Genomic DNA, 23,871 nt, shown 5'->3' with positions numbered 1-23,871 from the left:
CCCATGCCCTGTGCCGCGGACCGTCTGACCACTCCGAGTGACCCCTCGAACGGCTCAGTGATGCTGCGCCGGAGGAGGCGAGGGTGCGTGGGCGGTGTGACCGTGGTGGAAGGCGTGGGCGTGCACGCCGTGACGAGGAGGCGCGATGTCGCAGAGGTCGGTCGAGGGCGGCAGGGCGCCCGCTGCCACGAGGGACGCCCCGGGTCTGCCGGCCGACCGGTCCCGGCACGGCTTCGAGCAGTTGGGCGCCGTCGCCGACGCCGTCCTGTATGAGGGCTACCTGCTGTATCCCTATCGCCGCTCGTCGGCCAAGAACCGCGTCCGCTGGCAGTTCGGAGTGCTCTTCCCGCAGGCCTGGGTGGAGCAGGACGGCCCGGTCGTCCCCCATGTGTCCGGCTCCGCCGACTCCTGGTACCAGCAGACCGAGGTGCTGCTGAGGACCCGGCAGCCCGGCGCGACCCTGCGGGTGAGGCTTCGCTACCTCCAGCTGCAGCGCAAGCAGGTGCAGGAGACCGGCCACGGCCGCCTGCGAGAGGTCCAGTCGCTGCGCACCGATGACGGCACGGTGCATCTGACCTTCGACGAGGCCGTGCCCTGCGAAGTGGACATCGCGGTCCCGCTGGACGACCTCCTGCAGGGGGAACGCACCGTTGCGGCGGGAGCGGCGGCCGGCAGGGACATCGAGGCACTGCCCTCGGGTGCCGGGCGGGTGGTGCGCCGTCGCGAGGAGGTACGGGCCCATGTCACCCTAGGCGCCGAGCAGTTGGGGGAGAACCTCTGCCGTCTGCGGGTACGCACCGCCAACACGGGACCCGCCCCGGACCCACGGGCCACGCGCGAGGAAGCGCTGTGCGGCGCGCTCATCGCCGCGCACACGCTGATCGGCGGCGACGGCGTCGAGTTCGTCTCGCTGATCGATCCGCCCGAGGACCTGCGGGCCCAGGCAGGAACGTGCCGGAACGAATTCACGTTCCCCGTCCTCGGCGGCGAGCCATCGACTTCCCCTGCCGGCGCCACGGGCCACGTCCTGCTCTCCTCCCCGATCATCCTCCCCGACCATCCGCAGGTGGCCCCGGAGAGCCCCGGGGACCTGCACGACGCGGCGGAGATCGACGAGATCCTCACGCTGCGCACCATGCTGCTGACGGACGAGGAGAAACGCGAGGCACGCGCCACCGACCCACGGGCCGCCGCGATCCTCGACCGGGTCGACACCATGCCCCAGGAGGTCTTCGAACGGCTGCACGGTGCCGTCCGCTCCCTGGCCCCGGCCAGCCCGTCGTCCCCGCGCGCCGAACGCCCCGCCTGGTGGCAGGAGGGCGCCGACGACGGCCTGTCCCCGTCCACCGACACGGTGCTCGTCGACGGTGTGCCCCTCGGTGGCGGCAGCCGCGTACGGCTCCGGCCACGCAGGCGGGGCGCCGACGCCCAGGACATGTTCCTGGCCGGACGGACCGCCGAGGTGGCCGCCGTCTTCCACGACGTGGACGGCAGCGTGCACCTCGCCGTCACCCTCGACGACGACCCCGCGGCCGAACTGCACAGCTGGTACGGCCGTTTCCACTACTTCCGGCCCGACGAACTCGAACCGCTCCAGCCCACCGACTCCGACACCCCCCGCAGCAAAGGCCGTTGACATGACGACGCACAGCAGCACCACCGAGGTCAGCGCCGAACCCGGCCGCGGCGAGGAACGGCAGGGCTTCGACGAGCTCCACATCCTCTGGATCTCCGAGGGCATGAGCTGCGACGGCGACACCGTCTCCCTGACGGCCGCCGACCAGCCCTCCATCGAGGACCTGGTGCTCGGCCTGATCCCGGGCCTGCCCAAGGTGAACCTGGTCAACAAGGTGCTCTCCCCGAGCCTGGGCGGAGAGGACTTCCTCGCCCCCTACCGGGCGGCCGTACGCGGCGAACTGGCCCCGTTCATCCTCGTCATCGAGGGCTCGGTCCCCAACCAGAACATCATCAAGGGCGACGGCTACTGGACGTCCTTCGGCAACGACCCGGAGACCGGCGAACCGCAGGCCCTGAACTGGTGGATCGACCAACTCGCCCCCAAGGCCTGGGCGGTGGTGGCCGCCGGCACCTGCGCCACCTTCGGCGGCATCCACGCCATGGCCGGCAACCCGACCGGCTGCATGGGCCTCGCGGACTACCTGGGCTGGGACTTCAGATCCCAGGGCGGCCTGCCCGTGGTGAACGTCCCCGGCTGTCCGATCCAGCCCGAGAACTTCATGGAGACCCTGATTTGGGTCCTCTACCACGCCGCCGGATCCGCTCCGCCGCCCCCGCTGGACCACATGCTGCGCCCGCAGTGGCTGTTCGGCAAGACGGTCCACGAGGGCTGCGACCGCGGTTCGTACTACGAGCAGGGCACCTTCGGCAAGGACTACAACTCGCCCAAGTGCCTGGTGAAGACGGGCTGTTGGGGTCCGGTCGTCAACTGCAACGTGCCCAAGCGCGGCTGGATGGCGGGCATCGGCGGCTGCCCCAACGTCGGCGGCATCTGCATCGGCTGCACCATGCCCGGCTTCCCCGACGCGTTCATGCCGTTCATGGACGAGCCGCCCGGCGGAACGCTCTCCTCGATGATCGTCAAGCCGTACGGAGCCGTCATCCGCCGGCTGCGCGGCTTCACGAACGAGCTGGTCAACCACGAACCCAGGTGGCGCCACAACAAGCGGAAGCTGACCAGCGGTTACGACCCGCACTGGCGTCCCTGACCCCGCCCGGCACACACCCCCACCACGGACCGACCTACGGAACAGCGACAGCAAGGGGCAGCAACAGCGATGACGACAACCGAGGCCCGGCCCACGGGACGCAAGCCGCCGCAGCTCGTGGACATGTCCTGGGACCCGATCACCCGCATCATCGGGAACCTGGGCATCTACACGAAGATCGACTTCGCCAACCGGGAAGTCGTGGAGTGCCACAGCACGTCCTCGCTGTTCCGTGGCTACTCGGTGTTCATGAAAGGCAAGGACCCCCGCGACGCGGGCTTCATCACCTCGCGCATCTGCGGCATCTGCGGCGACAACCACACCACCTGCTCCGACTACGCCCAGCAGATGGCCTACGGGGTCAAACCGCCCCGGCTCGCCGAGCACATCGTCAACCTCGGCGAAGCCGCCGAGTACATGTTCGACCACACGATCTTCCAGGACAACCTGGTGTTCGTGGACTTCTGCGAAGCCATGGTCAAGGCCACCAACCCCGGTGTGCTGGCCCGCGCCGAACGCTCCGACGCCCCGCGCGGGGACATCCACGGCTACCGGACGATCGCCGACATCATGAAGGCCTTCAACCCCTTCGAGGGCGAGGTCTACAAGGAGGCCCTGAAGGTCAGCCGGGTCACCCGCGAGATGTTCTGCCTGATGGAGGGACGGCACGTCCACCCGTCCACGCTGTACCCCGGTGGCGTGGGCACGCTGCCGCAGCCGACCGTCTTCACCGACTATCTCAGCCGCCTCATGCGGGTCATCGACTTCGTCAAGAAGGCCGTCGCCATGAACGACGACGTCTTCGACTTCTTCTACGAGGCACTGCCCGGCTACGAGGAGGTCGGCAACCGCCGCATCCTGCTGGGCTGCTGGGGCGCCTTCCAGAACCCCGACGTCGTCGACTACCGCTACGAGAACATGAACACCTGGGGCAAGGCGATGTACGTCACCCCCGGCATCGTCGTCGACGGCGAACTGGTCACCAACAACCTCGTCGACATCAACCTCGGCCTGCGCATCATGCTCGGCAGCTCCTACTACGAGGACTGGGTGAACGAGCAGCCCTTCGTCACCCACGACCCGCTCGGCAACCCGGTCGACTTGCGCCACCCGTGGAACCAGACCACCGTGCCGGTACCGCAGAAGCGCGACTTCGACGACAAGTACAGCTGGGTGATGAGCCCGCGCTGGTACGACGCGCGCAGCGGCGACCACCTCGCCCTGGACACCGGCGGCGGCCCGCTCGCCCGCCTCTGGTCGACCGCGCTGAGCGGACTGGTCGACACCCCGTACATCAAGTCCACCGGACACAGCGTGCGCATCTCGCTGCCCAAGGGCGAGACGCTGCCCGAGACGACCCTGGAGTGGCGCATCCCGAAGTGGAGCAACACCATCGAACGGGACCGCGCCCGCCCCTACTTCGTCGCCTACGCGGCCGCCATGGCCCTGCAGTTCCTGGAAGAGGCGATGGGGCTGGTGCGGGGCGGCGACACCAAGGTGTTCGAGAACTTCGAGGTGCCGGACGAGGCCATCGGCTGCGGCTTCCACGAGGCCGTACGCGGTGTCCTCTCCCACCATCTGGTGATCAAGGACAAGAAGATTGCCAACTACCACCCGTACCCGCCCACTCCGTGGAACGCGAGCCCCCGCGACAAGTTCGGCACCCCCGGCCCCTACGAGGACGCCGTCCAGGGACAGCCGATCTTCGAGGAGAACGGCCCGGACGACTTCAAGGGCGTCGACATCATGCGCACCGTCCGCAGCTTCGACCCCTGTCTGCCGTGCGGGGTGCACATGTATGTCGGGAAGGGCAAGACCCTGACCACCCTGCACTCGCCGACCTACGGCGCGAACCATGGCTGAGCCCGAGCGGCTCGCGGACCCCGCCGTCGAGGCCCGGCTGACCCGGCTCGACCAACTGCTGGAAGGGATCGAATCCGCACCCGGACCCGCCACCCGCTCCGCGGTCGAGACCGTACGGCTGCTGACCGAGATCTACGGCGAGGCGCTCGCCCGGGTCATGGACCACGCGGACGCGCAGCTGGCCGAACACCTCGCCGACGACGAGCTGTTGGGGCATCTGCTGGTCCTGCACGCGATCCACCCCGAGCCCGTCGAGCGCCGGGCGGCCCGCGCGGTCGAGCGGCTGCGGCCCGCCCTACAGGAACGCGGCGGCGACGTGGAGTGGGCCGGCGCGGACGGCGAGGTGGGCCGCGTGCGGCTGACGGCGGGCGGCGGTTGCGGCTCCGGCTGCGGCGGCGGGACGGGCGACGTCACCGCCGCCGTCCGGGAGGCGGTGCTCGCCGTAGCCCCGGAGCTGACGGAGGTGGAGCCGGTGCAGACGACCGCTCCGGCCTTCGTGCCGCTGACCACGCTCACCCGCCGAGGCACACCGTGACCACGGACGGCGCGCTCGCCCGCCTCATCCGCTCCTCCCCAGAGCCCCGGCCGGAGGCGGAAACGGAGCGGTGCGACCTGTGCGCCGCGCCGGTGCCCGAGGAGCACCGCCACCTGTACGACACCGCAGCCGAGGAAATGCGCTGCGCCTGCGGTCCCTGCTCGGTGCTGTTCGCCGACGGCGCTGCCGGCGACGGACACTACCGGCTCGTTCCCCGCAGGCGGATCAGGCTCCCCCGGGTGGACACTGGGGTTCTGGGCGTGCCCGTCGGGCTGGTCTTCTTCGTGCCCCGGTCCGACGGCACGGTCACCGCCGAGGGCCCGAGCCCGGCCGGGGCCATGCGGTGGGAGGTCGACGCGGCGGCCTGGCAGCGGCTGACAGCAGCCTGTCCGCAGCTCGCCTCCGTGGAACCCGACGTGGAGGCACTGCTCGTGAACACCGTCCACGGCCTCGACCACCACTGGATCGTCCCGGTCGACGACTGCTACCGGATGATCGCCGTCGTACGCCGGGAATGGCGCGGCCTGTCCGGCGGCGGCCGGGTCTGGCCCGCCGTCGAACGGTTCTTCGACGACCTCACCGAGCGGCCCTGACCACCACTCCGCGGCGCGGAGGCGAGGAAGGAGAACACCCCATGGGCACCATCAGAGTCGGCCGACCCAAGGCCAAGCCCGACTCCGCCGGACATGTGCCCGGCATGCACCAGGGCAACACAGGGCCCTACGGCCGCCAGACCGGACACCACGAGGACGGCACCGCGGACGCCCGCCGCTCCACCGGGATCCACTGGAAGCGGCACGACGCCCTCCTCGACGCCATGCCGAACATCCCCCCGGGATGAGGAACAACAGGGAGCCGGAATGAAGGTCCAACGAGCAGACGGCGCGCAGGGTGCCACAACGGGACGGCAGCTGCTGCTGGCGGAGGCCGTTCTGGCCGGCGCCGTGGCCCTGGCGCTGCTCGTCCGGGAGTGGCCGAGCATCAAGCGCGAGTTGCGGATCTACCGGTTGACCGGCGGCTTCCGCGCGGGCCGCCGCTATCCGTGAGCCGGCCGTGCACGAGTTGTCGATCGCGACCGCGATCATCGAGCGGGCCGGCGAACTCGCCCGGGCGGACGGGACGGAAGCCGTCTCGGCGGTGACCGTACGGGTCGGCGAACTGGCCGGGGTGGTACCCGACGCACTGAGTTTCGCGTTCGAGGCCGCCCGCGACGGCACCGCTCTCGCCGGCGCGCGGCTCGTGGTGGAGCCGGTCCTCGCGCACGCCTACTGCGGCGCGTGCGCCGCGGAGTTCCCGGTGGGCATGCCACCGTTCTTCTGGTGCCCGCACTGCGACCGGCCCTCCTCCGACCTGCGCAGCGGCCGGGAACTGGAGATCACCGGGATCGAGTGACACATACGAGGCCCCGCCGCAGCTCGATGCTGCGGCGGGGGGCCTCGTGTGCCGGGCTCAGCAGATCCGCGGAAGCTGCTCGCCGAGCGGCAGGTCCACCACCCGGGTGCCGCCGAGGCCGGTCGAGACCACGACCATGCCGGGGTGCTCGGCGACGCACTCGCCGATCAGCGTGGCTCCGGCGCCCTGGGGGTGGGCGCGCATCGCCGCGAGGACCTCCTCCGCCGCGGCCGGCGGCACGAAGGCGACGAGCCGGCCCTCGTTGGCGACATAGAGCGGGTCGAGGCCCAGGAAGCCGCAGGCGTTCGCGACGGCGTCCGGCACCGGGATGGCCCGCTCCCGCAGGCGGACACCGGTCCCGGAGGCGCGGGCGATCTCGTTGAGGGACGCGGCCAGGCCGCCACGGGTGGGGTCCCGCAGGACGTGGATGTCGGGCGTGACCGTCAGCATGGCCGCCACCAGGTCCGCGAGCGGCGCGGTGTCGCTGGAGAGCTCGACGCCGAACTCCAAGCCCTCCCGGACGCTCATGATCGCCACTCCGTGGAGGCCGATCGGACCGCTGACGATGACGGCGTCACCGGGCCGCGCACGCTGGGGACGGATGTCCACCCCGTCGGGGACGAGCCCCACTCCGGCGGTGGTGACGTACACGCCGTCGCCGTGCCCGGACTCCACCACCTTGGTGTCACCGGTGGCCACGACGACCCCCGCCGCCTCGGCGGCCACGCCCATGGCGCGCGCGATCCGCTCGACCACGGTCAGTTCGACGCCCTCTTCCAGCACGAAGGCGGCGGACAGATAGGCGGGCCTGGCGCCGCTCATCGCGAGGTCGTTGACGGTGCCGTTGACCGCGAGGTCGCCCAGGCAGCCGCCGGGAAAGAACAGCGGCCTGACCACATGGGAGTCGGTGGAGAACGCCAGCCGCGCGCCGCCCAGTTGCAGGACTGCGGAGTCGGTGAGCGCGGCGAGGGTGGCATTGCCGTAGGCGGGGGCGAAGACCTGTTCCATGAGCTCCGCCGACAGGGCGCCCCCTCCGCCGTGCCCCATGACCACCACGGGCTGGTCGCGAAGCGGCGCGGGACAGGTCCAGCCCGCGGGGTCGACGGTTTCGAAGAGTTCAGGCAACGGGGTTCATCTCCTCCCGCGCGGCCTGCGGCGTCGCGGCGTTCATCCGGCGGTAGAGGTAGTAGGCCGCGCAGGCGCCCTCGCTGGAGACCATGGTGGCGCCGAGCGGGGTGCGCGGGGTGCAGGTGGTGCCGAACGCGGCGCACTCGGTCGGCTTGATCAGCCCCTGGAGCACCTCGCCGGCGCGGCACTCGGCGGGCTCCTCGGTGCGGATCCCGGCGACGTCGAAGCGGTGCTCGGCGTCGAACGCCCGGAACGCCTCGGTCAGCCGCCAGCCACTCCTCGGGATGGGTCCGATGCCCCGCCAGTTCCGGTCGGTGACCTCGAAGACCTCCTCGATCATGCGTACGGCGGCCGGGTTGCCGTCCTCGCGCACGGCACGCGGGTACGCGTTCTCCACCCGGTGCTCTCCGCGCTCCAGTTGCCGCACCGCCCGGCGGATGCCCTCGAGGATGTCCAGCGGCTCGAAACCGGTCACCACGAGCGGCAACCGGAACCGCTCGGCCAGCTCGGGGTACTCGGCCGTGCCCATCACGCTGCACACATGCCCGGCGGCCAGGAAGCCCTGCACCCGGCATTCGGGGGCCGTCATGATGGCCTCGATCGCCGGAGGAACCCGCACATGCGACACCAGGAGGCTGAAGTTGGTCAGGCCGAGGCGGCGCGCCTGGTGGACGGCCATCGCGTTGGCGGGGGCCGTGGTCTCGAAGCCGATGGCGAAGAAGACCACCTCCCGGTCCGGGTTGCGGCGGGCCAGCTCCAGGGCGTCGAGCGGTGAGTACACCACGCGTACGTCGCCGCCCTCGCCCTTGACCCGGAACAGGTCCCGGTCCGTGCCCGGGACCCGGAGCATGTCGCCGAAGGAACAGAAGATCACCCCGGGGCGCGCGGCGATCTCCAGCGCCTTGTCGATGACCTCCAGCGGGGTGACACACACGGGGCAGCCGGGACCGTGGATCAACTCCACCTGCTCCGGCAGCAGTTGGTCGATGCCGTGCCGGATGATGGAGTGGGTCTGCCCGCCGCACACCTCCATCAGCGCCCACGGCCGGGTGGCGGAGGCGCGGATCTCGTCCAGCAGACGGCGGGCCAGATCGGGGTCGTTGAACTCGTCGATGTACTTCACCGGGCCTCGCTCCCTCGTGGTTCCTCACTCACGGCGGCGACTCCGGCGTCCCGCGAGGCCTGCTCCCAGGCGTCGCCGAACTCCTCCTCCAGCAGCCCCAGTTCCTCGAAGAGCTGCAGGGAGGCCAGCGCCGACTCCTCGTCCAGGCGCTGGAGCGCGAACCCGACGTGCACGATGACGTACTCACCCACCCGAACGTCCGACACGTACTCCAGACACGCCTGCTTCTGCACACCGCCGAAGTCGATCAGCCCGGTGAGCGGGTCTGCACTGTCGTCGATGGCCACGACCTTGCCGGGCACTGCCAAACACATGGGTCACTCCTCTTGTCGTTCGTGCGCCGCGACCACGAGTTGTCCAAGGGCCAGTCCGCCGTCGTTCGGAGGGACTTCACCGTGCCGCAGCACCGCGAAGCCGTCCTCGGCCAGCAGCCGCGTGCACTCCTCCTCCAGCAGTGCGTTGGCGAAGACCCCGCCGCTGAGGGCGACCGTGGCCAGGCCGGTGTCCCGGCGCGCCCGCCGGCAGATCTCCAGGACGGCCCGCGCGACGCCCCGGTGGAAGCGCGCGGCGAGCAGGGGAACCGGTGTACCGCGCCGCAGGTCGGCGACGAGTGCGCGGAGCACCGGTGCCGGGTCGCACAGGCCGGACCCGATGCCGAAGGTGTACGCCGAGGTGCCGACGTCCCGGGCCGAGGCGGCCGCGGCCTCCAGCTCCAGGGCGGCCTGGGCTTCGTATCCCGCGCGGTGGCACACCCCCAGCAGGGAGGACACCGCGTCGAAGAGCCGACCCATGCTGGAGGTCGCCACGCAGGCCAGCCCGCGCGTCAACTGCCGTTCCAGGAGGGTCAGTTCCGTCGCCGAGCAGGCGGCGACGCAGGGCAGGTCCGTGTCCCACGGCACGCCCGCGGCCCACAGCCGGGCCAGGGCCAGACGGCACGGGTTGGCCACCCCGGCGTCTCCGCCGGGCAGCGGGGCGGGGGAGAGGTGGGCGAAGCGCCGGTGGCCCGCGTAGTCGGCGAGCAGGATCTCGCCACCCCAGACGGTGCCGTCGTCGCCGTAGCCGGTGCCGTCGAAGGCGACGCCGATCACGGGTGTGGTGCCGTCGAGGCCGTGCTCGGCCATCGTCGAGGCGATGTGCGCGTGGTGGTGCTGGACGAACACGGGTGTGCGCCCGGGCAGTTCGGCCGCGCGGCGGCGGGCCCAGCGGGCCGAGTGGTAGCCGGGGTGCCGGTCGGCCGCGACGAGTTCAGGGGTGACGCCGCTCAGCCGCCGGATGTGCCCCTCCGCCCGCTCGGCGGCCTCCAGCGTGGTCAGATCACCCATGTCACCGATGTGCGGGCCGAGCCAGGCCTGATCGCCCGCGCCGACGCACAGTGCGTTCTTGAGGTCGCCGCCCACCGCGAGCGCGGGCCGCACGCCGACCGGCAGCCGCAGCGGGCGCGGCACATACCCCCGGGACCGGCGCAGTACCTGCTCGCTGCCGTCGGCGCGCACCCGCAGCAGGGAGTCGTCGCACGGTGAGGCGATTTCCCGGTCGTGGGTGAGCCAGGCGTCGGCCAGTCCGGCCAGCCGGGTCAGCGCCTCCTCGTCGTCCGTGACGATCGGTTCCCCCGACCGGTTGCCGCTGGTCATGACCAGGACCCGAGGGCCCGGTGGATCACCGGGCAGCCCCAACAGCAGGACGTGCACGGGGGTGTAGGGCAGCATCACGCCGAGCTGCGGGCTGCCCGGACAGACACCGGGAGCGAGGCTGAGGTGGTGGGCCGGTGTCCGCGGGCGCAGCAGGACGACGGGGCGGCGGGGGCTGGTGAGCGCCGCGCCCTCGGCCGCGGAGACCAGGGCGATCCGCTGCACGGTGTCGAGGTCCGGGCACATCACCGCGAACGGCTTGGCACCGCGCTCCTTGCGGGCGCGCAGTGTGCCGACGGCGCGTGCGTCGGTGGCGTCGCATGCCAGGTGGTAGCCGCCGAGGCTCTTGACGGCGAGGACGCGGCCGGCTGCCAGCAGAGACCGGGCCGCCGCAAGGGCGTCGCCGTCTCGTGCAGGAAGGATCCCGCTGCGGGGTGCCGGCACCAGCCGCAGCCGGGGACCGCAGGCCGGGCAGGCGACGGGCTGGGCGTGAAAGCGCCGGTCCGCGGGGTCGCCGTACTCCCGGGTGCATGCGGAACACATCGGGAAGCCGGCCATCGTGGTGACCGCCCGGTCGTACGGCATCCCCGTGGCGATGGTGAAGCGGGGGCCGCAGTGGGTGCACGTGACGAACGGGTGTCGGTGGCGGCGGTCGGCCGGATCGGCGAGCTCGCGCAGACAGTCCGCGCAGGTCGCCGTGTCGGGCGGGAGCAGCGTGCGGCCCGCGGACCGTTCGGTGGCACGGATCGTGAAGGCGTCGTCCGCGCCCGTGGCGGGCAGGTCCTCGACGCCGACGCCGGTGACGGTGGCCAGCGGTGGAGTCTCCGTGGCCAGAAGGCGGCAGAAGCGGGCGACGCCGTCGGGCGGGCCCTCCACCTCGATGAGTACGCCGCTCGCCGTGTTGCTCACGAATCCCGACAGCGCGAGATCGGTGGCCAGGCGGTGCACGAAGGGGCGGAAACCCACGCCCTGCACCGTGCCGCGCACCACGACACGGCGGCGCACCGTCTGCGCGGCCGGAGCGGTCACGAGACGCGGCCGGCCGCGAGGCCCGGTGCCTGGTGCGTGTGGCGGTGAGGGTGCGGCGCGAGGGGAGGCCGGTGCACGGGGCCCCCGTCCCGCGCGGCGAGCACCCGCTCCAGCACGGTGGCGACACCGGCGCCGTCACGTGCGCAGGACCGGACCACCTCCACCCCGGGGTTGACCCGCTGCACATGGGCGACGAAGGCGGCCTCGTCGAAACCGGCGGGCTCGGACAGATCGGTCTTGGTGAGCACGACCAGATGAGCGGAGCCGAAGGCCGTGGGGTACTTCAGCGGTTTGTCCTCGCCCTCGGTGACCGCCATGAGGACGATCCGCAGACTCTCACCGAGGTCGTAGGCCGCCGGGCAGACGAGGTTGCCGACGTTCTCCACGAACAGCACCGCGGTGTCCTCGGGCAGCCAGCTCTGCACATGGCCGGTGAGCTGCCGGGCCTCCAGATGGCACAGCCCGTCGGTCAGCAGCTGTCTGACCGGCGCGCCCGAACGGGCGAGCCGCTGGGCGTCGTTCTCGGTCGCCAGGTCGGCGGTGAAAGCGGCCACCGGGATGCGCCGCTCCACCGCCAGAGCCAGCACCTGCCCGAGCAGTTCGGTCTTGCCGCTGCCGGGGCTGGACAGCAGGTTGACGACGCCGACCCCGCGCCGGGCCAGTTCGTCGCGCAGGCTCGCGGCCAGGCCGTCGTTCTTCGCCAGGACGGCCTGGGTGACGTCGTCCATGGACTCGCACATGGGCGCTGCTCCTCGCGGTCGTTCGAGGGACACGGGTGTCGGTGCGTCACCGATCGTCGACGCCGCCGGCCACCGGGAGCGGGACCTCGGCCGCGGACGGGTCCGTGGATTCGTCCGGGCGGCTCAACGAAGGCATGGCCGCGGGGTCGGCGAGCAGCGCCGGGACCAGGGTGTGCAGGGCCGCGACGGCCCGGTCGACCGCCTCGCGAACCGGTGCGCTGATGCCCGGGGTGATGTCCTCGTCGCCGTGCGGCCGCACCTCGGGCTCGCAGGCGAGGACGAGGACCCGCGGCAGCGGCTCGTCGCCCAGGTGGGCGGCCAGGGCCAGCACCTTGGCCGGATCCATGCCGTGTGCCTCGGGCGGGGCGGCGCCCGTGCCGCCGCCGGGCGGTTCCGGCTCGATCAGCGACAAGGTGCCCGGGCGGTGCCCCCGCGCGGCCGCGTCGACCAGGACGGCCGTGTCGTAGCCGTCGAGCAGTTCGTACGCGAGGTCCAGGCCGCGGATGCCGAAGTCCCGGACCCGGACCCCGGGAGGCAGCGGCCGCCCTTCCAGGGCTTGGATCACCTCGGGCCCGAAGGCGTCGTCCGCGAGGAAGATGTTGCCGACACCCGCCACCAGCAGGCGGGTGGCGGACCGCGTCACCGGGCATCCCCGGCGCCCGGGGCATCTGTCGGGGCCAGGGGCCGGGACTCGCCGTTCGGCAGCTTGCGTACGAAGGCGGAACGCAGGGCGTGGTACGGGGCCTGCGGATCGAAGAAGATGGCACGCATACGGGCGAGTTCGTCCCGCCGGTACTCCGCGAGCGGCTGCCGTGCCTCGTCCGCCTGGCGTGCCGCGGCCTTCGCGGCGATCCGCTGCGGGAGGTCCGGGTCGCCGGCGAGTTCGGCCGCCAACCGTTCGACCTCGGCGGTGAACCCCTGCGGCGGGACCTCCACCAGACGGTCCACCAGGCCGATCCGTGCCGCGCTCGCCGCACTCACCGGCAGCGCCTCGGTCGTCAGCCGCTGGGCCGTCTCGGTCCCGACGCGGCGCGGCAGCGTGTACGTCCAGAACTCCGACCCGTACAGGCCCATCCGCCGGTAGTGCGGGTTGAGGACGGTGCCGGTGCGGCACCACACCTGGTCGGCGGCCAGGGCGAGCATCACGCCGCCGGCCGCGGCGTTGCCGCCGAGCGCAGCCACCACCATCCGGTCGGTGGTGCGCAGCACCGCCTCGACCAGGTCGTCCAGGGCGTTGAGGTTGGACCAGGACTCGCCCGCGGGGTCGGAGGCCGCCTCGATGACGTTGAGGTGGATGCCGTTGGAGAAGAAGTCGCGGGTGCCGCCCAGCACCAGCAGCGAGGTGTGGCGGGTGAGCGCGTACCGGTAGGCGGCCAGCAGCCTGCGGCAGTGGCCGGTGCTCATCGCTCCGCCGGGGAAGGAGAACCTCAGGAATCCGACGTCGCCGTGCTGCCGGTAGCGGATGTCGCTCCAGGTCATCCGGCCGGAGGGCAACTCCAGCGGTGCCGCGATCTCCGGCAGAGACGGGGCCGGGAAGGAGGCGAGCACGGAGGCCGCCGGGCGGCGGAACGGCGCGGGGTCGCCGGAGGCCTTGCGGGGCCGCAGCTCCGAAATCCACACCGCGCCGTCCCGGGTGGCCCGGCAGACCGCCCCGGCGCGCGTCGCGAGCAGTTCCCCGGGGCGCCCGTGCAGCCGGTCCTCGAGGTGGCCGCCGTGCAGGAACACCTCCTGGCCGCAGAGTTCGTCCAGGACTCCCGGCTGGGAGTCGGCCCCGCGGAGCTTGCACAGGACCGTCTCCGTCGTGTCGTTCTCCCAGTCGATGCTGCGCTGCTCCCGGCGGAAGAAGTCGCGCCAGACCACCCGGATCGCGGGATCGCTCTGCGGCTGCGGCTTGAACGATCCGTCGGCGTACCGCCGCACCGCCTGCCGGACGGCGGCCGAGGCGGCGTCGGAGACCTCACCCCGGTACAGGTTGCTCTTGCCGACCGGTGGCACCGGGAAGGGCTCGGCCGCCCATACGGCGCCCGCGTCCATGGCCGCCTCGGCCTGCAGCACCGTCACCCCCCACTGCGAGGCACCCTCGGCGATCGCCCAGTCCAGGGAGGACGGGCCGCGGTCGCCCGGCGGCCCCGGGTGCACGACGAGGCAGGTGTGCTCCCGCCAGATGTCCTCCGGCAGCGCCGTCTTCAGCATCGGGGCGATGATCAGTTCGGGGCGGGTTTCGTGAACGGCGGTCCGGATCGCTTCGGCGCCGTGCGAGGCGAGCACGACGTCCACCCGGTGCCCTTCGTCGGACAGTTCCGCGTACACACGCTGGGACAGGCTGTTGAACGCGCTGGCGACGAGCAAGATGTCCATGGCGCGGAATGATCGTCGGTATGCGGAGGGGCGAGAAGGACCACGGCGGCGTTTCGCGGTCCGGTGTCAGATCGCTTCCGCCATCCGGATCGCATTCCGCAGGTCCTCGAACGCGTCGATGCGGTTGTCGCGGTGCACTTCGAGCAGGGCGGCGGCGAACGCGTCGAGCTTGTGCCGGACCGCGTGCTCGGCACGAATCTCGGCGTTCTTGAGCAGCGCCAGGAGCAGCAGGGCCGCGGCGGTCATGGACGCGCCCGCCGGCAGAAGCAGCTCGATTCTCGGGTGCGCCGTGGTCATGAGCGTGACTCATCCCGTTCTCCGCGCGCAGGGCGCTCATGGCCTCCTAGCCACCCCACCGGTCCACCGCCGCCAGCACCGGGGCCACCCCGTCCTCCCCGCGGATGCGTGCCCCGAGCGTCTCGGCGTGCCGCGCGAACGCCGGGTCTCTGGTGGCCCGCAGCAGTGCCGTGGCCAGCGTGTCCGGGGTGAGCCGGCGCAGGGGCAGGGTGCGCGGGGCGACGCCCAGGGGGACCAGGCGGGCGGACCAGAAGCCCTCGTCGAACTGGATCGGCACCGGCACGGCCGGCACCCCCGCGCGCAGACCCGCCGCCGTCGTGCCCGCGCCCGCGTGGTGGACCACCGCGGCCATACGGGGGAAGAGCGCGGAGTGCGGGACCTCGTCGACGGTCAGCATGTCGTCGCCGGAGGCCTCCAGGCCGGCCCAGCCACGCTGGATCACCCCGCGCAGCCCGGCCCGGCGCAGGGCGCTCACGACGCAGGCGCTGAGCCGCTCGGGGTCGGGCACGGTCGCGCTGCCCAGGCCCACGAACACGGGTGGCGGGCCCGCGTCGAGGAAGTCCCGTACAGGGGAGGGGAGTTGGGGCTCCGCGTCGTAGGGCCACCAGTATCCGGTCACCGACAGGCCCGGACGCCAGTCGTCCGGTCGTGGCACCACGAGCGGGCTGAATCCGTGCAGCACCGGCCGCGCCCGCCGCTCCTGCGCCCGCCATGACGCGGTGGCACTCACCCGGGGCAGCCCCAGCCGCTGCCGTACCGCAGGCAGCGCCCCGGCGAAGACCTGCTCCACGGCCAGGCTCACCCCATGGCCCGCGACGCGGTTGCCCACCGCTCCAAGGGAACGGGCACCCAGCATCGGCGGCCCGAACTCCCGTGTGGGTGCGAGGGGTTGGAGGGGTACGTCGAGGAAGGGCAGGGACAGGCCCTCCGCGATGGCGTGTCCCAGTGGCCCCACCGAACCGGACAGCAGCAGCATGTCGCTCGACCGGGCGGCCGCCACCAGATCGTCCGTCATCCGCCCGACCAGCGCCCGCGCCATCGCGACCACCCGCACCAGCTTGCCCACACCGGTCGCACTGCGGTGCAGCCCGCGCCCCCGCGAGGACTCCAGCTCCGCCCGCGGGTCGACGGGCAGCGGATGGAAACGGACCTTCGACCCGGCCACGAGCGGTTCGAAACGGGCATGCGTCACCAGAGTGACCTCGTGCCCGGCACGGGAGAGCCCATGTCCGAGTCCCGTGTACGGGGCGACGTCGCCCCGGGATCCCGCCGTCATGATCGCTACACGCACGACGGCCAGTATCCCGCCGTCGTACGCCTTTCAGCGAGAACGCCCCGTGGAGAAAGGCGAGTTCACGCTTGTCACTTCCGTTGACTTGACGCTCCGGGTGGCTCTACTTTCGGCGCGCAACGCGTTCGGATCACCGATCCTCGTTCGATATGTCGAATGGACGGAGCCGCATGTACCCCCCTCCGCGCTCGACCCGCAGAGGTCTCGCAGACCGCTGCAGAGCAGCCGCCGTACGCCTCCTCGCCCTCGCCGTCACCGCGGCCGCCGCGCTCCTGTTCGCGGCGCCCGGCCCCGCCCAGGCGGCGACGACCCGTCAGATGGCCGTGCCCACCGCCCCCATGGGCTGGGCCTCCTGGAACAGCTTCGCCGCCAGGATCGACTACAACGTCATCAAGCAGCAGGTCGACGCGTTCGTCGCGGCGGGGCTGCCGGCGGCCGGCTACAAGTACATCAACATCGACGAGGGCTGGTGGCAGGGCACCCGCGACAGCGACGGCAACATCACCGTCGACACCGGTGAGTGGCCCGGCGGGATGAGCGCCATCGCCGACTACATCCACAGCAAGGGCCTCAAGGCCGGCATCTACACCGACGCCGGCAAGAACGGCTGCGGCTACTACTACCCGACGGGCCGCCCCGCGGCCCCGAACACGGGCAGCGAGGGCCACTACGACCAGGACATGCTCCAGTTCTCCAAGTGGGGCTTCGACTTCGTCAAGGTCGACTGGTGCGGCGGAGACGTCGAGGGACTCGACGCGGCGACGGCGTACCGGTCGATCAGCGACGCGGTCGCCAAGGCGACCGCCACCACCGGCCGTCCGCTCACCCTCTCCCTCTGCAACTGGGGCAAGCAGAACCCCTGGAACTGGGCTCCGGGCCAGGCCCCCATGTGGCGCACCAGCACGGACATCATCTACTACGGCAACTCGCCGTCGATGACGAACCTGCTGTCCAACTTCGACCAGACGCTGCACCCCACCGCCCAGCACACCGGCTACTACAACGACCCGGACATGCTGATGGTCGGCATGGACGGCTTCACCGCCGCCCAGAACCGCACCCATATGAACCTGTGGGCCATCTCCGGCGCGCCGCTCCTCGCCGGAAACAACCTCGCCACGATGACGTCGGAGACCGCCGGCATCCTCAAGAACCCCGAGGTCATCGGCGTCGACCAGGACCCGCGCGGCCTCCAGGGCGTGAAGGTCGCCGAGGACACGACCGGGCTGCAGGTCTACGGCAAGGTCCTCGCCGGCACCGGCAACCGCGCCGTCGTCCTCCTCAACCGCACCTCCTCCGCCCAGAACATCACCGTCCGCTGGTCCGACCTCGGTCTGACGAACGCCTCCGCGACCGTGCGTGACCTGTGGGCGCGCGCCGATGTCGGCACCTACGGCACCGGTTACACCTCCGGCGTTCCGGCGGGCGGCTCGGTCATGCTGACGGTCACCGGCGGGACGGAGGCGGCCGGCAACACCTACACCGGTACCGCCGGCTTCTCGGGCGTGGTCGCCGGGAACACCGGCATCAAGGTCGTCGACGTGTCGTACACCAACAACACCTCCGCGGCCCGCACCGGCACCCTCAAGGTCAATGGCCAGGGAGCGAGCGCGGTCTCCTTCCCGCCGACGGGCGCAGGCCCGGGCACGATCTCGGTCGAGGTCGGCCTGTCCAAGGGCTCCGCCAACTCGCTCACCTTCTCCGGCGCCCCGACCCTCGACTCGATCACCGTCAGACCCCTGCCGGGGGCGGGCGGATCCCAGGTCGTCGGCACGCAGTCCGGACGCTGCCTCGACATCTACAACAACACGATCACCAACGGCACCCAGGGCGAGCTGTGGGACTGCAACGGCGGCCAGAACCAGGCCTGGACCTACACCTCCCGCAAGGAACTCGTGGTGTACGGCAACAAGTGCCTGGACGCCTACAACCAGGGCACGGCCAACGGCACCAAGGTCGTCATCTGGGACTGCAACGGCCAGAACAACCAGAAGTGGAACGTCAACAGCGACGGCACCATCACCAACGTCAACGCCGGCCTCTGCCTCGACGCCTACAACAACGGCACGGCCAACGGCACCTCAACGGTGCTGTGGTCCTGCGGAACGGGCGACAACCAGAAGTGGACACTGACGTAGCCCCGGACTAGGCGAGCGGCAGCAGCAGGACGACGACCGCCGCGACCGCGGCGCACGCCAGCAGCGAGCCGGCCAGCAGGCGGCGCCGCAGGTCGCGGTACGCGTCCTCGTACTCCTCCCGCAGTGCGTGGGCGCGCGCCGCGGTCTGCTGCCACGAGGTGCGGGCGACCGCGAGGTACTCCGCCTCGAACCGGCGCTCCACCTCCTCCCGCTGAGCCCCCGTCAGCCAGTCGAAGGGGGCACTGAAACGTGCGGCGGCCGTACGGCCCTCCTCGCGGGCGGCGGCGATCAGCAGGTGCCCCTCGATCTCGTTGAGGAGCACCTGCGCGTCCTCACTGCTCACGGTGCGGTCAACTCCCTCCGCGCCGCAGGATCCTGAAGATGGTGCAGGTCGAAGGCCGGTGATTCGCTGCGGATCCGGGGGAGGGAGGTGAAGTTGTGCCGCGGCGGCGGGCAGGAGGTCGCCCACTCCAGGGAGCGGCCATAGCCCCACGGGTCGTCGACCTCCACCTTCTCGCCGTACTGCGCGGTCTTCCAGACGTTGTAGAAGAACGGCAGGAAGGACATTCCGAGGAGGAACGAGAAGATCGTCGACACCGTGTTGAGCGTCGTCAGGCCCTCCACCGCCAGATAGTCCGGAATCCGCCGCTGCATTCCGTTCACCCCCAGCCAGTGCTGGACCAGGAAAGTGCCGTGGAATCCGACGAACAGCGTCCAGAAGGTGATCTTCCCCAGGCGCTCGTCGAGCATCTTGCCGGTGAACTTGGGCCACCAGAAATGGAATCCGGAGAACATCGCGAAGACGACGGTGCCGAAGATGACGTAATGGAAATGGGCGACGACGAAGTATGTGTCGGACGTCGGGAAGTCCAGCGGCGGCGAGGCGAGCATCACACCGGTCAGACCGCCGAAGACGAAGGTGATCAGAAAGCCGGTCGCCCAGAGCATCGGGGTCTCGAAGGACAGGGACCCCTTCCACATCGTTCCGATCCAGTTGAAGAACTTCACGCCGGTCGGTACGGCGATGAGGAACGTCATGAAGGAGAAGAACGGGAGCAGTACACCGCCGGTGACATACATGTGGTGGGCCCACACGGTCACGGACAGACCCGCGATGGCGATCGTCGCGCCGATCAGGCCCATGTAGCCGAACATCGGCTTGCGCGAGAACACCGGGATCACTTCGCTGATGATGCCGAAGAACGGCAGCGCGATGATGTACACCTCCGGATGGCCGAAGAACCAGAAGAGGTGTTGCCACAGCAAGGCGCCGCCATTGGCCGCGTCGAAGACATGCGCACCGAACTTGCGGTCCGCCTCCAGCGCGAACAGCGCCGCGGCCAACACAGGGAAGGCCAGGAGCACGAGAACACCCGTCAGCAGCACGTTCCACGTGAAGATCGGCATACGGAACATGGTCATGCCCGGCGCGCGCATGCAGATGATGGTGGTGATGAAGTTGACCGCACCGAGGATCGTGCCGAAGCCGGAGAAGGCCAGACCCATGATCCACAGGTCGGCGCCGACACCCGGCGAGCGGACCGCGTCCGACAGCGGGGAGTAGGCGAACCAGCCGAAGTCGGCCGCACCCTGCGGGGTGAGGAAGCCGCCCACCGCGATCGTCGAGCCGAACAGGTAGAGCCAGTAGGCGAACATGTTCAGCCGCGGGAACGCCACGTCGGGCGCGCCGATCTGCAGCGGCATGATCCAGTTGGTGAAGCCCGCGAACAGCGGCGTCGCGAACATCAGCAGCATGATCGTGCCGTGCATCGTGAACGCCTGGTTGAACTGCTCGTTCGTCATGATCTGCAGGCCCGGACGGGCCAACTCGGCGCGCATCAGCAGCGCCATCACGCCGCCGATCAGGAAGAACGCGAACGACGTGACCAGATACAGCGTTCCGATCGTCTTGTGATCAGTGGCCGTCAGCCACTTGAGGTGCCTCATGCCCCGCCTGTGTCCGATCCGGGCACGCCGGTCACACTCGAGTGACGCGACGAGAATCACGGAAACGGGTGTGACGATCCGGACGGTGCCGGACACGAACGGGACATGAGCAACGACGAGATCTTCGCCGCTGCCTATCGCGAGCACTACTGGGCGGTCAGCCGCTATGTCGCGCGGCGACTGGACGGGCGGACCAGCGAGGTGGAGGAAGTGGTGGCGGAGGTGTTCACGGTCGCCTGGCGACGCCGGGCCGACCTGCCGGGATCCCCCCTGCCCTGGCTGTACGGCGTGGCCCGCAACTGCCTTTCGAACGCGGTACGGGGCTACGGGCGGCGCCGCCGGCTGGTCGACCGCCTGGGCAACGACGAGACCGCGCACGGCCGGCAGATCGTGGCGAGCCCCGACGCCGACACCCCGGGCGGCTGGGTGCACGAGGCGCTGGCCCGGCTGTCCGAGGCCGACCAGGAGGTGCTGCGCCTGACGGCATGGGAGGAACTGGGCATCGACGAGGTCGCCGTCGCCCTCGGCTGCGGAACGAGGGCCGCATCGATGCGGCTGCACCGCGCCCGGCTCCGGCTGAGAGCCGAGATAGACCGCATGGGTCCTTTGCGCCCCAGCGTGACCTCCGCCGACGCGACCGCCTCGAAGGAACACGGCCATGGCTGACGAACTCGAACTCCTGCGCCGCGCCAACCCGGTGCCGGTCGACGGTCCCCACTACGGCGACGGCCCCCTCGACCACCACGCCGAACGCCGGCTCAGCCGGCTGCTGCACGAACGCCCCACGGGCCGCCGCCGCACCCGGCTCGTCTGGGGCCTCGCCGCCACCGCCGTCGTCGCCGCGACCGCGCTGACACTGCTGCTCAGCGGCCCCGGCACCACCCCCGCGATCGCCGCGCCCCGCCCGCTCGTCGTCGAGGCCGACTCCACCCCCGTACCCCTTCGGGTACTGGCCGACCGGGCACAGCGGCAGGTCACGGCGGAGGGTGCGCCGAAGCTGCGCAAGGGCACGCATGTGCAGTCCTGGAGCATGGGCATGAGCGACGACAAGCCCCCGGTGACGCTCCCGGAGGAGCGCGTCGTGCGCTGGAAGGCGGACGACAGCCACACCGAGCTCGTGGTGGCGACCGACCCGCGCCACCCCGGCCGGCCGGTCCTGCGTGACGACGGCGGCGATCCGCACCTGGTCGAGGACGGCCATGTCATCAGCAGGCAGACCTATCCGCCGAGCTGGAGCGACGCGCCGCCCGAGTCGCCGCCGCCCAACGACACGGCGCGGCTGCGGGCCTACCTCCAGGAGGCCACGTCCACCCACACCGAGCTGACCACCCCCGAACTCCTCGACGGCGTCGCGGTGTTGCTCGACCACTGGACCCTCGGCGCCCGCGAGTCCGCGACGCTCGCCCGGCTTCTCGCGGGCACCGAAGGGCTGCGGCCGGTCGGCCAGGTCACGGACCGGCTCGGGCGGCGCGGCCAGGCGTACGAGTACCAGGGCGCCGGCTACCGCGTGATGCTGATCATGCAGCCGTCCACCGGTGCGGTCCTCGGCCTGGAGACCGTCTTCACCAAGGCGGAGCCGCAGTACGGCGTCAAGGCAGGCGACGTCATGGACTACAGCGCCTGGATGCGCTGATCACACCCCGAGCTGCCGGGCGGCGGCATCCACGGTCTGCTCCAGCAGCGTGGCGATCGTCATCGGACCGACACCGCCCGGCACCGGAGTGATCAGCCCGGCCCGCTCCACGGCGGAGTCGAAGTCGACGTCACCGACGTTTCCCGGGTTGTAGCCGGCGTCGATCACGACGGCGCCGGGCTTGATGTCCTCGCCCCGGATCAGCCGCGGCCGCCCCACGGCGGCGACCACGATGTCCGCCTCCCGCACGACCGAGGACAGGTCCCGGGTACGGGAGTGGCAGTACGTCACCGTCGCGTCGCGGGCGAGCAGCAGCATGCCGACCGGCTTGCCGAGGATGGCGCTGCGGCCCACGACCACGGCCCGCTTCCCGGACGGGTCGACGCCGTACTCGTCGAGCAGCCGCATGATGCCGCCCGGCGTGCACGACACGAAGCCCGGCAGGCCGAAGCTCATCGTCGCGAACGAGGCGAAGGTGACGCCGTCGACGTCCTTCTCGGGCGCGATCGCCTCGAACGCGGCTCGCTCGTCGATGTGCTCGCCCATCGGGTGCTGCAGCAGAATGCCGTGCACACCGGGGTCGTCCGACAGGGCGTGCAGGGCGCCGACGAGTTCCTCGGTGGTCGTGGCGGCGGGAAGCTCCACCTGGCGCGACTCGATACCGGCCGTGCGGCAGCGGTTCCGCTTCATCCGGACGTAGGTGACGGAGGCGGGGTCCTCGCCGACCAGAACCGTGGCCAGACAGGGCGCCGTTCCGGTCCGTTCGGTGAGGTCGGCCGCCCGCTTGGCGGTCTCCTCGACGATGCGCCGGGCGAGGGAGGTGCCGTCGATGAGCCGGGCCTGGGGCATGATCCACTCCTGGGCTGGTGTGACGATATCGCCCAGGCGCACGGCATCGGCTCTGCGTGGCCGCTCCCCGGTGGTGCTCCACCTCAGCGCCAGTCACGGCCCGCCCTCAGACTAGCCGAGCCGCTACGGCAGTCAGGGGCCGCTCTCACCGGTGCAGGACACGGCGTCTGCGCGCAGCGGGAAGCCGGCGGGACCGCCTCGCTCTCAGCACCGACCGCAGCAGGGCCACCGACGCCAGCCGTTCTGCCGTCCTCGCCCGAGGCCGGGCCGGACGTATCCGCCCGAACGCCGCACGGGCCGAGAAGGTCCAGGTCAAGCGGGAGGTGACCTGGACCCTCGCGGTTCTGCCGCCTACTCGTCCCATGCCTGGATCAGGACCTCTTCGGCGATCTTGCCGTCGCGCAATGTGATCATCGACTCCGCCAGGACACGCGTCCCGTCCGCGTACTGGCAGGACTGGCTGTAGGCGGCGTGGTCGCCCTGAATGATGCACTGGTCCACTTTGTGCGTCATGTCACGGCTGTAGATGTCCTCGAACATCGCGCCGATCTCCTGGCGACCGCGTAGAACCTTGGGCTGGCTGGGCTGGGTGTTGCGGTCCACGATGCGTATCTGCGCGTCGTCCGCGTAGAGCGACAGAAGATCCGCCGCAGTGTGTCCTTCGATCCCCTTGCGCAGGGTGTCCGCGTTGAAGCCGGGAGTTGCCGTGGTGCCCATGATGACCTCCTTCGAGGGCCGCGACCCGAGGAGGTGCGGGCCGCGCAGGACCTCTCCTTTGAGGCTCCTCCGCCGTGGCAGCCTCGGCAAGCGCAGCCGGAGCACTGCCCCTGACGGGTGAGTGGCGTGGCGCGGCCGTGACCGCCGCAGGCCCGCTGACGTTGTGCGAAGCATGATCTCAACACGACGTATCGTCGCCGCCGTTGGTCTCGCCGCAGGAATCACCGCCCTTGCCGCGCCGCTTGCCTGTGCGTCCGACGCGACCATCCAGAACAAGGACGCGAGCGAGCTCAACCCGATCTCCACGCTCGACTCGCTCGCCCAGAGCGGCATCCCGGCGGAGCGCAGGGCCGAGGTGCCGCGCCCGTCCGAGCAGCTGCAGCATCTGAACCGCCTCAACAACCTCGAGCAGCTGGACCGGGTCGCCCGCATGGGAGCCGCAAGCGGGTTCCCGGGGGCCTTGTAACACACCGACGC

The 23,871-nt window shown here is 71.1% G+C and carries 25 protein-coding genes and 1 riboswitch; of the genes, 12 read left to right on the top strand and 13 right to left on the bottom strand.

The window, feature by feature from the left end; genetic code table 11:
• Positions 1–145: 145 nt before the first annotated feature.
• The 8 genes from ACFY1U_RS31995 to ACFY1U_RS31960 all read left to right on the top strand — a co-directional run bounded on the left by ACFY1U_RS31995 (position 146) and on the right by ACFY1U_RS31960 (position 6,516).
• Entirely contained in the window at positions 146–1,636 is a 1,491-nt protein-coding gene (locus ACFY1U_RS31995) for a hypothetical protein (RefSeq protein ID WP_390697615.1), read from the top strand.
• Between the two features lies 1 nt (position 1,637).
• Positions 1,638–2,726: a hydrogenase expression protein HypE gene (locus tag ACFY1U_RS31990; protein WP_390697614.1), complete on the top strand. Its 1,089-nt coding sequence runs from the start codon at positions 1,638–1,640 to the stop codon at positions 2,724–2,726.
• A gap of 69 nt (positions 2,727–2,795) precedes the next feature.
• Complete coding sequence (locus tag ACFY1U_RS31985) at positions 2,796–4,589, top strand: nickel-dependent hydrogenase large subunit (RefSeq protein WP_390697613.1); 1,794 nt, start codon at positions 2,796–2,798, stop codon at positions 4,587–4,589.
• Positions 4,582–5,124, top strand: coding sequence for a NifU family protein (locus tag ACFY1U_RS31980; RefSeq protein ID WP_390697612.1), 543 nt, complete (start codon positions 4,582–4,584; stop codon positions 5,122–5,124). Before ACFY1U_RS31985 ends, ACFY1U_RS31980 begins: the two co-directional genes overlap by 8 nt.
• Positions 5,121–5,717: a DUF5947 family protein gene (locus ACFY1U_RS31975; protein ID WP_390697611.1), complete on the top strand. Its 597-nt coding sequence runs from the start codon at positions 5,121–5,123 to the stop codon at positions 5,715–5,717. Before ACFY1U_RS31980 ends, ACFY1U_RS31975 begins: the two co-directional genes overlap by 4 nt.
• 41 nt (positions 5,718–5,758) lie before the next feature.
• Entirely contained in the window at positions 5,759–5,965 is a 207-nt protein-coding gene (locus tag ACFY1U_RS31970) for a hypothetical protein (protein ID WP_390697610.1), read from the top strand.
• 19 nt (positions 5,966–5,984) lie between these two features.
• Positions 5,985–6,170, top strand: a complete 186-nt coding sequence (locus tag ACFY1U_RS31965; protein WP_390697609.1) for a hypothetical protein — start codon at positions 5,985–5,987, stop codon at positions 6,168–6,170.
• A gap of 7 nt (positions 6,171–6,177) precedes the next feature.
• Positions 6,178–6,516 carry a hydrogenase maturation nickel metallochaperone HypA gene (locus tag ACFY1U_RS31960; protein WP_390697608.1) on the top strand — a complete coding sequence of 113 codons (339 nt, stop codon included), beginning with the start codon at positions 6,178–6,180 and terminating at the stop codon, positions 6,514–6,516.
• 57 nt (positions 6,517–6,573) lie between these two features.
• Here ACFY1U_RS31960 and hypE read toward each other — a convergent pair whose 3' ends face one another.
• From hypE to ACFY1U_RS31915, 9 genes are all read right to left on the bottom strand, one after another.
• Positions 6,574–7,641, bottom strand: a complete 1,068-nt coding sequence (gene hypE, locus ACFY1U_RS31955; protein WP_390697607.1) for a hydrogenase expression/formation protein HypE — start codon at positions 7,639–7,641, stop codon at positions 6,574–6,576.
• Complete coding sequence (hypD, locus tag ACFY1U_RS31950) at positions 7,634–8,767, bottom strand: hydrogenase formation protein HypD (protein WP_390697606.1); 1,134 nt, start codon at positions 8,765–8,767, stop codon at positions 7,634–7,636. The genes hypE and hypD overlap by 8 nt, the downstream gene beginning before the upstream one ends.
• A complete protein-coding gene (locus ACFY1U_RS31945) occupies positions 8,764–9,081 on the bottom strand; it encodes a HypC/HybG/HupF family hydrogenase formation chaperone (protein WP_390697605.1) in 318 nt (105 codons plus the stop codon). Before ACFY1U_RS31945 ends, hypD begins: the two co-directional genes overlap by 4 nt.
• Before the next feature lie 3 nt (positions 9,082–9,084).
• Complete coding sequence (gene hypF / locus ACFY1U_RS31940; RefSeq protein ID WP_390697604.1) at positions 9,085–11,424, bottom strand: carbamoyltransferase HypF; 2,340 nt, start codon at positions 11,422–11,424, stop codon at positions 9,085–9,087.
• Entirely contained in the window at positions 11,421–12,164 is a 744-nt protein-coding gene (gene hypB / locus ACFY1U_RS31935) for a hydrogenase nickel incorporation protein HypB (RefSeq protein WP_390697603.1), read from the bottom strand. Before hypB ends, hypF begins: the two co-directional genes overlap by 4 nt.
• Before the next feature lie 46 nt (positions 12,165–12,210).
• Entirely contained in the window at positions 12,211–12,807 is a 597-nt protein-coding gene (locus ACFY1U_RS31930) for a hydrogenase maturation protease (RefSeq protein WP_390697602.1), read from the bottom strand.
• On the bottom strand, positions 12,804–14,522 hold the full coding sequence (locus ACFY1U_RS31925; protein ID WP_390697601.1) for a hydrogenase maturation protein: 1,719 nt from the start codon (positions 14,520–14,522) through the stop codon (positions 12,804–12,806). Before ACFY1U_RS31925 ends, ACFY1U_RS31930 begins: the two co-directional genes overlap by 4 nt.
• 66 nt (positions 14,523–14,588) lie before the next feature.
• Complete coding sequence (locus ACFY1U_RS31920) at positions 14,589–14,819, bottom strand: hypothetical protein (RefSeq protein WP_390697600.1); 231 nt, start codon at positions 14,817–14,819, stop codon at positions 14,589–14,591.
• Between the two features lie 46 nt (positions 14,820–14,865).
• On the bottom strand, positions 14,866–16,095 hold the full coding sequence (locus tag ACFY1U_RS31915; RefSeq protein ID WP_390697772.1) for a glycosyltransferase: 1,230 nt from the start codon (positions 16,093–16,095) through the stop codon (positions 14,866–14,868).
• A gap of 185 nt (positions 16,096–16,280) precedes the next feature.
• Here ACFY1U_RS31915 and ACFY1U_RS31910 point away from each other — a divergent pair, with 185 nt between their 5' ends.
• Positions 16,281–18,248 (top strand): RICIN domain-containing protein, encoded by a 1,968-nt coding sequence (locus ACFY1U_RS31910; protein WP_390697599.1) that lies wholly within the window; start codon positions 16,281–16,283, stop codon positions 18,246–18,248.
• A gap of 7 nt (positions 18,249–18,255) precedes the next feature.
• Here the strand turns inward: ACFY1U_RS31910 and ACFY1U_RS31905 are convergent, their stop codons facing one another.
• Together ACFY1U_RS31905 and ctaD are read right to left on the bottom strand one after the other, a co-directional pair.
• Complete coding sequence (locus ACFY1U_RS31905; protein ID WP_390697598.1) at positions 18,256–18,591, bottom strand: hypothetical protein; 336 nt, start codon at positions 18,589–18,591, stop codon at positions 18,256–18,258.
• Entirely contained in the window at positions 18,588–20,195 is a 1,608-nt protein-coding gene (ctaD, locus tag ACFY1U_RS31900) for a cytochrome c oxidase subunit I (RefSeq protein WP_390697597.1), read from the bottom strand. The genes ACFY1U_RS31905 and ctaD overlap by 4 nt, the downstream gene beginning before the upstream one ends.
• Positions 20,196–20,300: 105 nt before the next feature.
• On the opposite strand from ctaD, the gene ACFY1U_RS31895 reads away from it, so the two are divergent.
• Together ACFY1U_RS31895 and ACFY1U_RS31890 are read left to right on the top strand one after the other, a co-directional pair.
• A complete protein-coding gene (locus ACFY1U_RS31895; RefSeq protein ID WP_390697596.1) occupies positions 20,301–20,861 on the top strand; it encodes an RNA polymerase sigma factor in 561 nt (186 codons plus the stop codon).
• On the top strand, positions 20,854–21,828 hold the full coding sequence (locus ACFY1U_RS31890) for a CU044_5270 family protein (protein ID WP_390697595.1): 975 nt from the start codon (positions 20,854–20,856) through the stop codon (positions 21,826–21,828). The genes ACFY1U_RS31895 and ACFY1U_RS31890 overlap by 8 nt, the downstream gene beginning before the upstream one ends.
• On the opposite strand, the gene ACFY1U_RS31885 is transcribed toward ACFY1U_RS31890, so the two are convergent.
• Both ACFY1U_RS31885 and ACFY1U_RS31880 read right to left on the bottom strand, forming a co-directional pair.
• Entirely contained in the window at positions 21,829–22,677 is an 849-nt protein-coding gene (locus ACFY1U_RS31885; RefSeq protein ID WP_390697594.1) for a bifunctional 5,10-methylenetetrahydrofolate dehydrogenase/5,10-methenyltetrahydrofolate cyclohydrolase, read from the bottom strand.
• 23 nt (positions 22,678–22,700) lie between these two features.
• Positions 22,701–22,784, bottom strand: a riboswitch (ZMP/ZTP riboswitch).
• A 244-nt stretch (positions 22,785–23,028) separates the two neighbouring features.
• A complete protein-coding gene (locus ACFY1U_RS31880) occupies positions 23,029–23,394 on the bottom strand; it encodes a nuclear transport factor 2 family protein (RefSeq protein ID WP_390697593.1) in 366 nt (121 codons plus the stop codon).
• 172 nt (positions 23,395–23,566) lie between these two features.
• On the opposite strand from ACFY1U_RS31880, the gene ACFY1U_RS31875 reads away from it, so the two are divergent.
• A complete protein-coding gene (locus ACFY1U_RS31875) occupies positions 23,567–23,860 on the top strand; it encodes a hypothetical protein (protein WP_344401393.1) in 294 nt (97 codons plus the stop codon).
• Positions 23,861–23,871: the final 11 nt, after the last annotated feature.

Origin of the sequence: Streptomyces sp. NPDC001351 (assembly GCF_042896045.1) — a bacterium.
GTDB lineage: Bacteria > Actinomycetota > Actinomycetes > Streptomycetales > Streptomycetaceae > Streptomyces.
Note: the sequence above shows the minus strand (reverse complement) of the source record. Positions and strands in the feature narration are given on the sequence as shown.

Coding starts and splice junctions, on each gene's coding strand:
- ACFY1U_RS31880 (WP_390697593.1), bottom strand. CDS start 23,394: ATGGGCACCACGGCAACTCCCGGCTTCAACGCGGACACCCTGCGCAAG.
- ACFY1U_RS31875 (WP_344401393.1), top strand. CDS start 23,567: ATGATCTCAACACGACGTATCGTCGCCGCCGTTGGTCTCGCCGCAGGA.
- ACFY1U_RS31910 (WP_390697599.1), top strand. CDS start 16,281: ATGTACCCCCCTCCGCGCTCGACCCGCAGAGGTCTCGCAGACCGCTGC.
- ACFY1U_RS31945 (WP_390697605.1), bottom strand. CDS start 9,081: ATGTGTTTGGCAGTGCCCGGCAAGGTCGTGGCCATCGACGACAGTGCA.
- ACFY1U_RS31980 (WP_390697612.1), top strand. CDS start 4,582: ATGGCTGAGCCCGAGCGGCTCGCGGACCCCGCCGTCGAGGCCCGGCTG.
- ctaD (WP_390697597.1), bottom strand. CDS start 20,195: ATGAGGCACCTCAAGTGGCTGACGGCCACTGATCACAAGACGATCGGA.
- hypB (WP_390697603.1), bottom strand. CDS start 12,164: ATGTGCGAGTCCATGGACGACGTCACCCAGGCCGTCCTGGCGAAGAAC.
- ACFY1U_RS31890 (WP_390697595.1), top strand. CDS start 20,854: ATGGCTGACGAACTCGAACTCCTGCGCCGCGCCAACCCGGTGCCGGTC.
- ACFY1U_RS31985 (WP_390697613.1), top strand. CDS start 2,796: ATGACGACAACCGAGGCCCGGCCCACGGGACGCAAGCCGCCGCAGCTC.
- ACFY1U_RS31925 (WP_390697601.1), bottom strand. CDS start 14,522: ATGGACATCTTGCTCGTCGCCAGCGCGTTCAACAGCCTGTCCCAGCGT.
- ACFY1U_RS31920 (WP_390697600.1), bottom strand. CDS start 14,819: ATGACCACGGCGCACCCGAGAATCGAGCTGCTTCTGCCGGCGGGCGCG.
- ACFY1U_RS31970 (WP_390697610.1), top strand. CDS start 5,759: ATGGGCACCATCAGAGTCGGCCGACCCAAGGCCAAGCCCGACTCCGCC.
- ACFY1U_RS31915 (WP_390697772.1), bottom strand. CDS start 16,095: ATGACGGCGGGATCCCGGGGCGACGTCGCCCCGTACACGGGACTCGGA.
- ACFY1U_RS31995 (WP_390697615.1), top strand. CDS start 146: ATGTCGCAGAGGTCGGTCGAGGGCGGCAGGGCGCCCGCTGCCACGAGG.
- ACFY1U_RS31965 (WP_390697609.1), top strand. CDS start 5,985: ATGAAGGTCCAACGAGCAGACGGCGCGCAGGGTGCCACAACGGGACGG.
- ACFY1U_RS31895 (WP_390697596.1), top strand. CDS start 20,301: ATGAGCAACGACGAGATCTTCGCCGCTGCCTATCGCGAGCACTACTGG.
- ACFY1U_RS31885 (WP_390697594.1), bottom strand. CDS start 22,677: ATGCCCCAGGCCCGGCTCATCGACGGCACCTCCCTCGCCCGGCGCATC.
- ACFY1U_RS31990 (WP_390697614.1), top strand. CDS start 1,638: ATGACGACGCACAGCAGCACCACCGAGGTCAGCGCCGAACCCGGCCGC.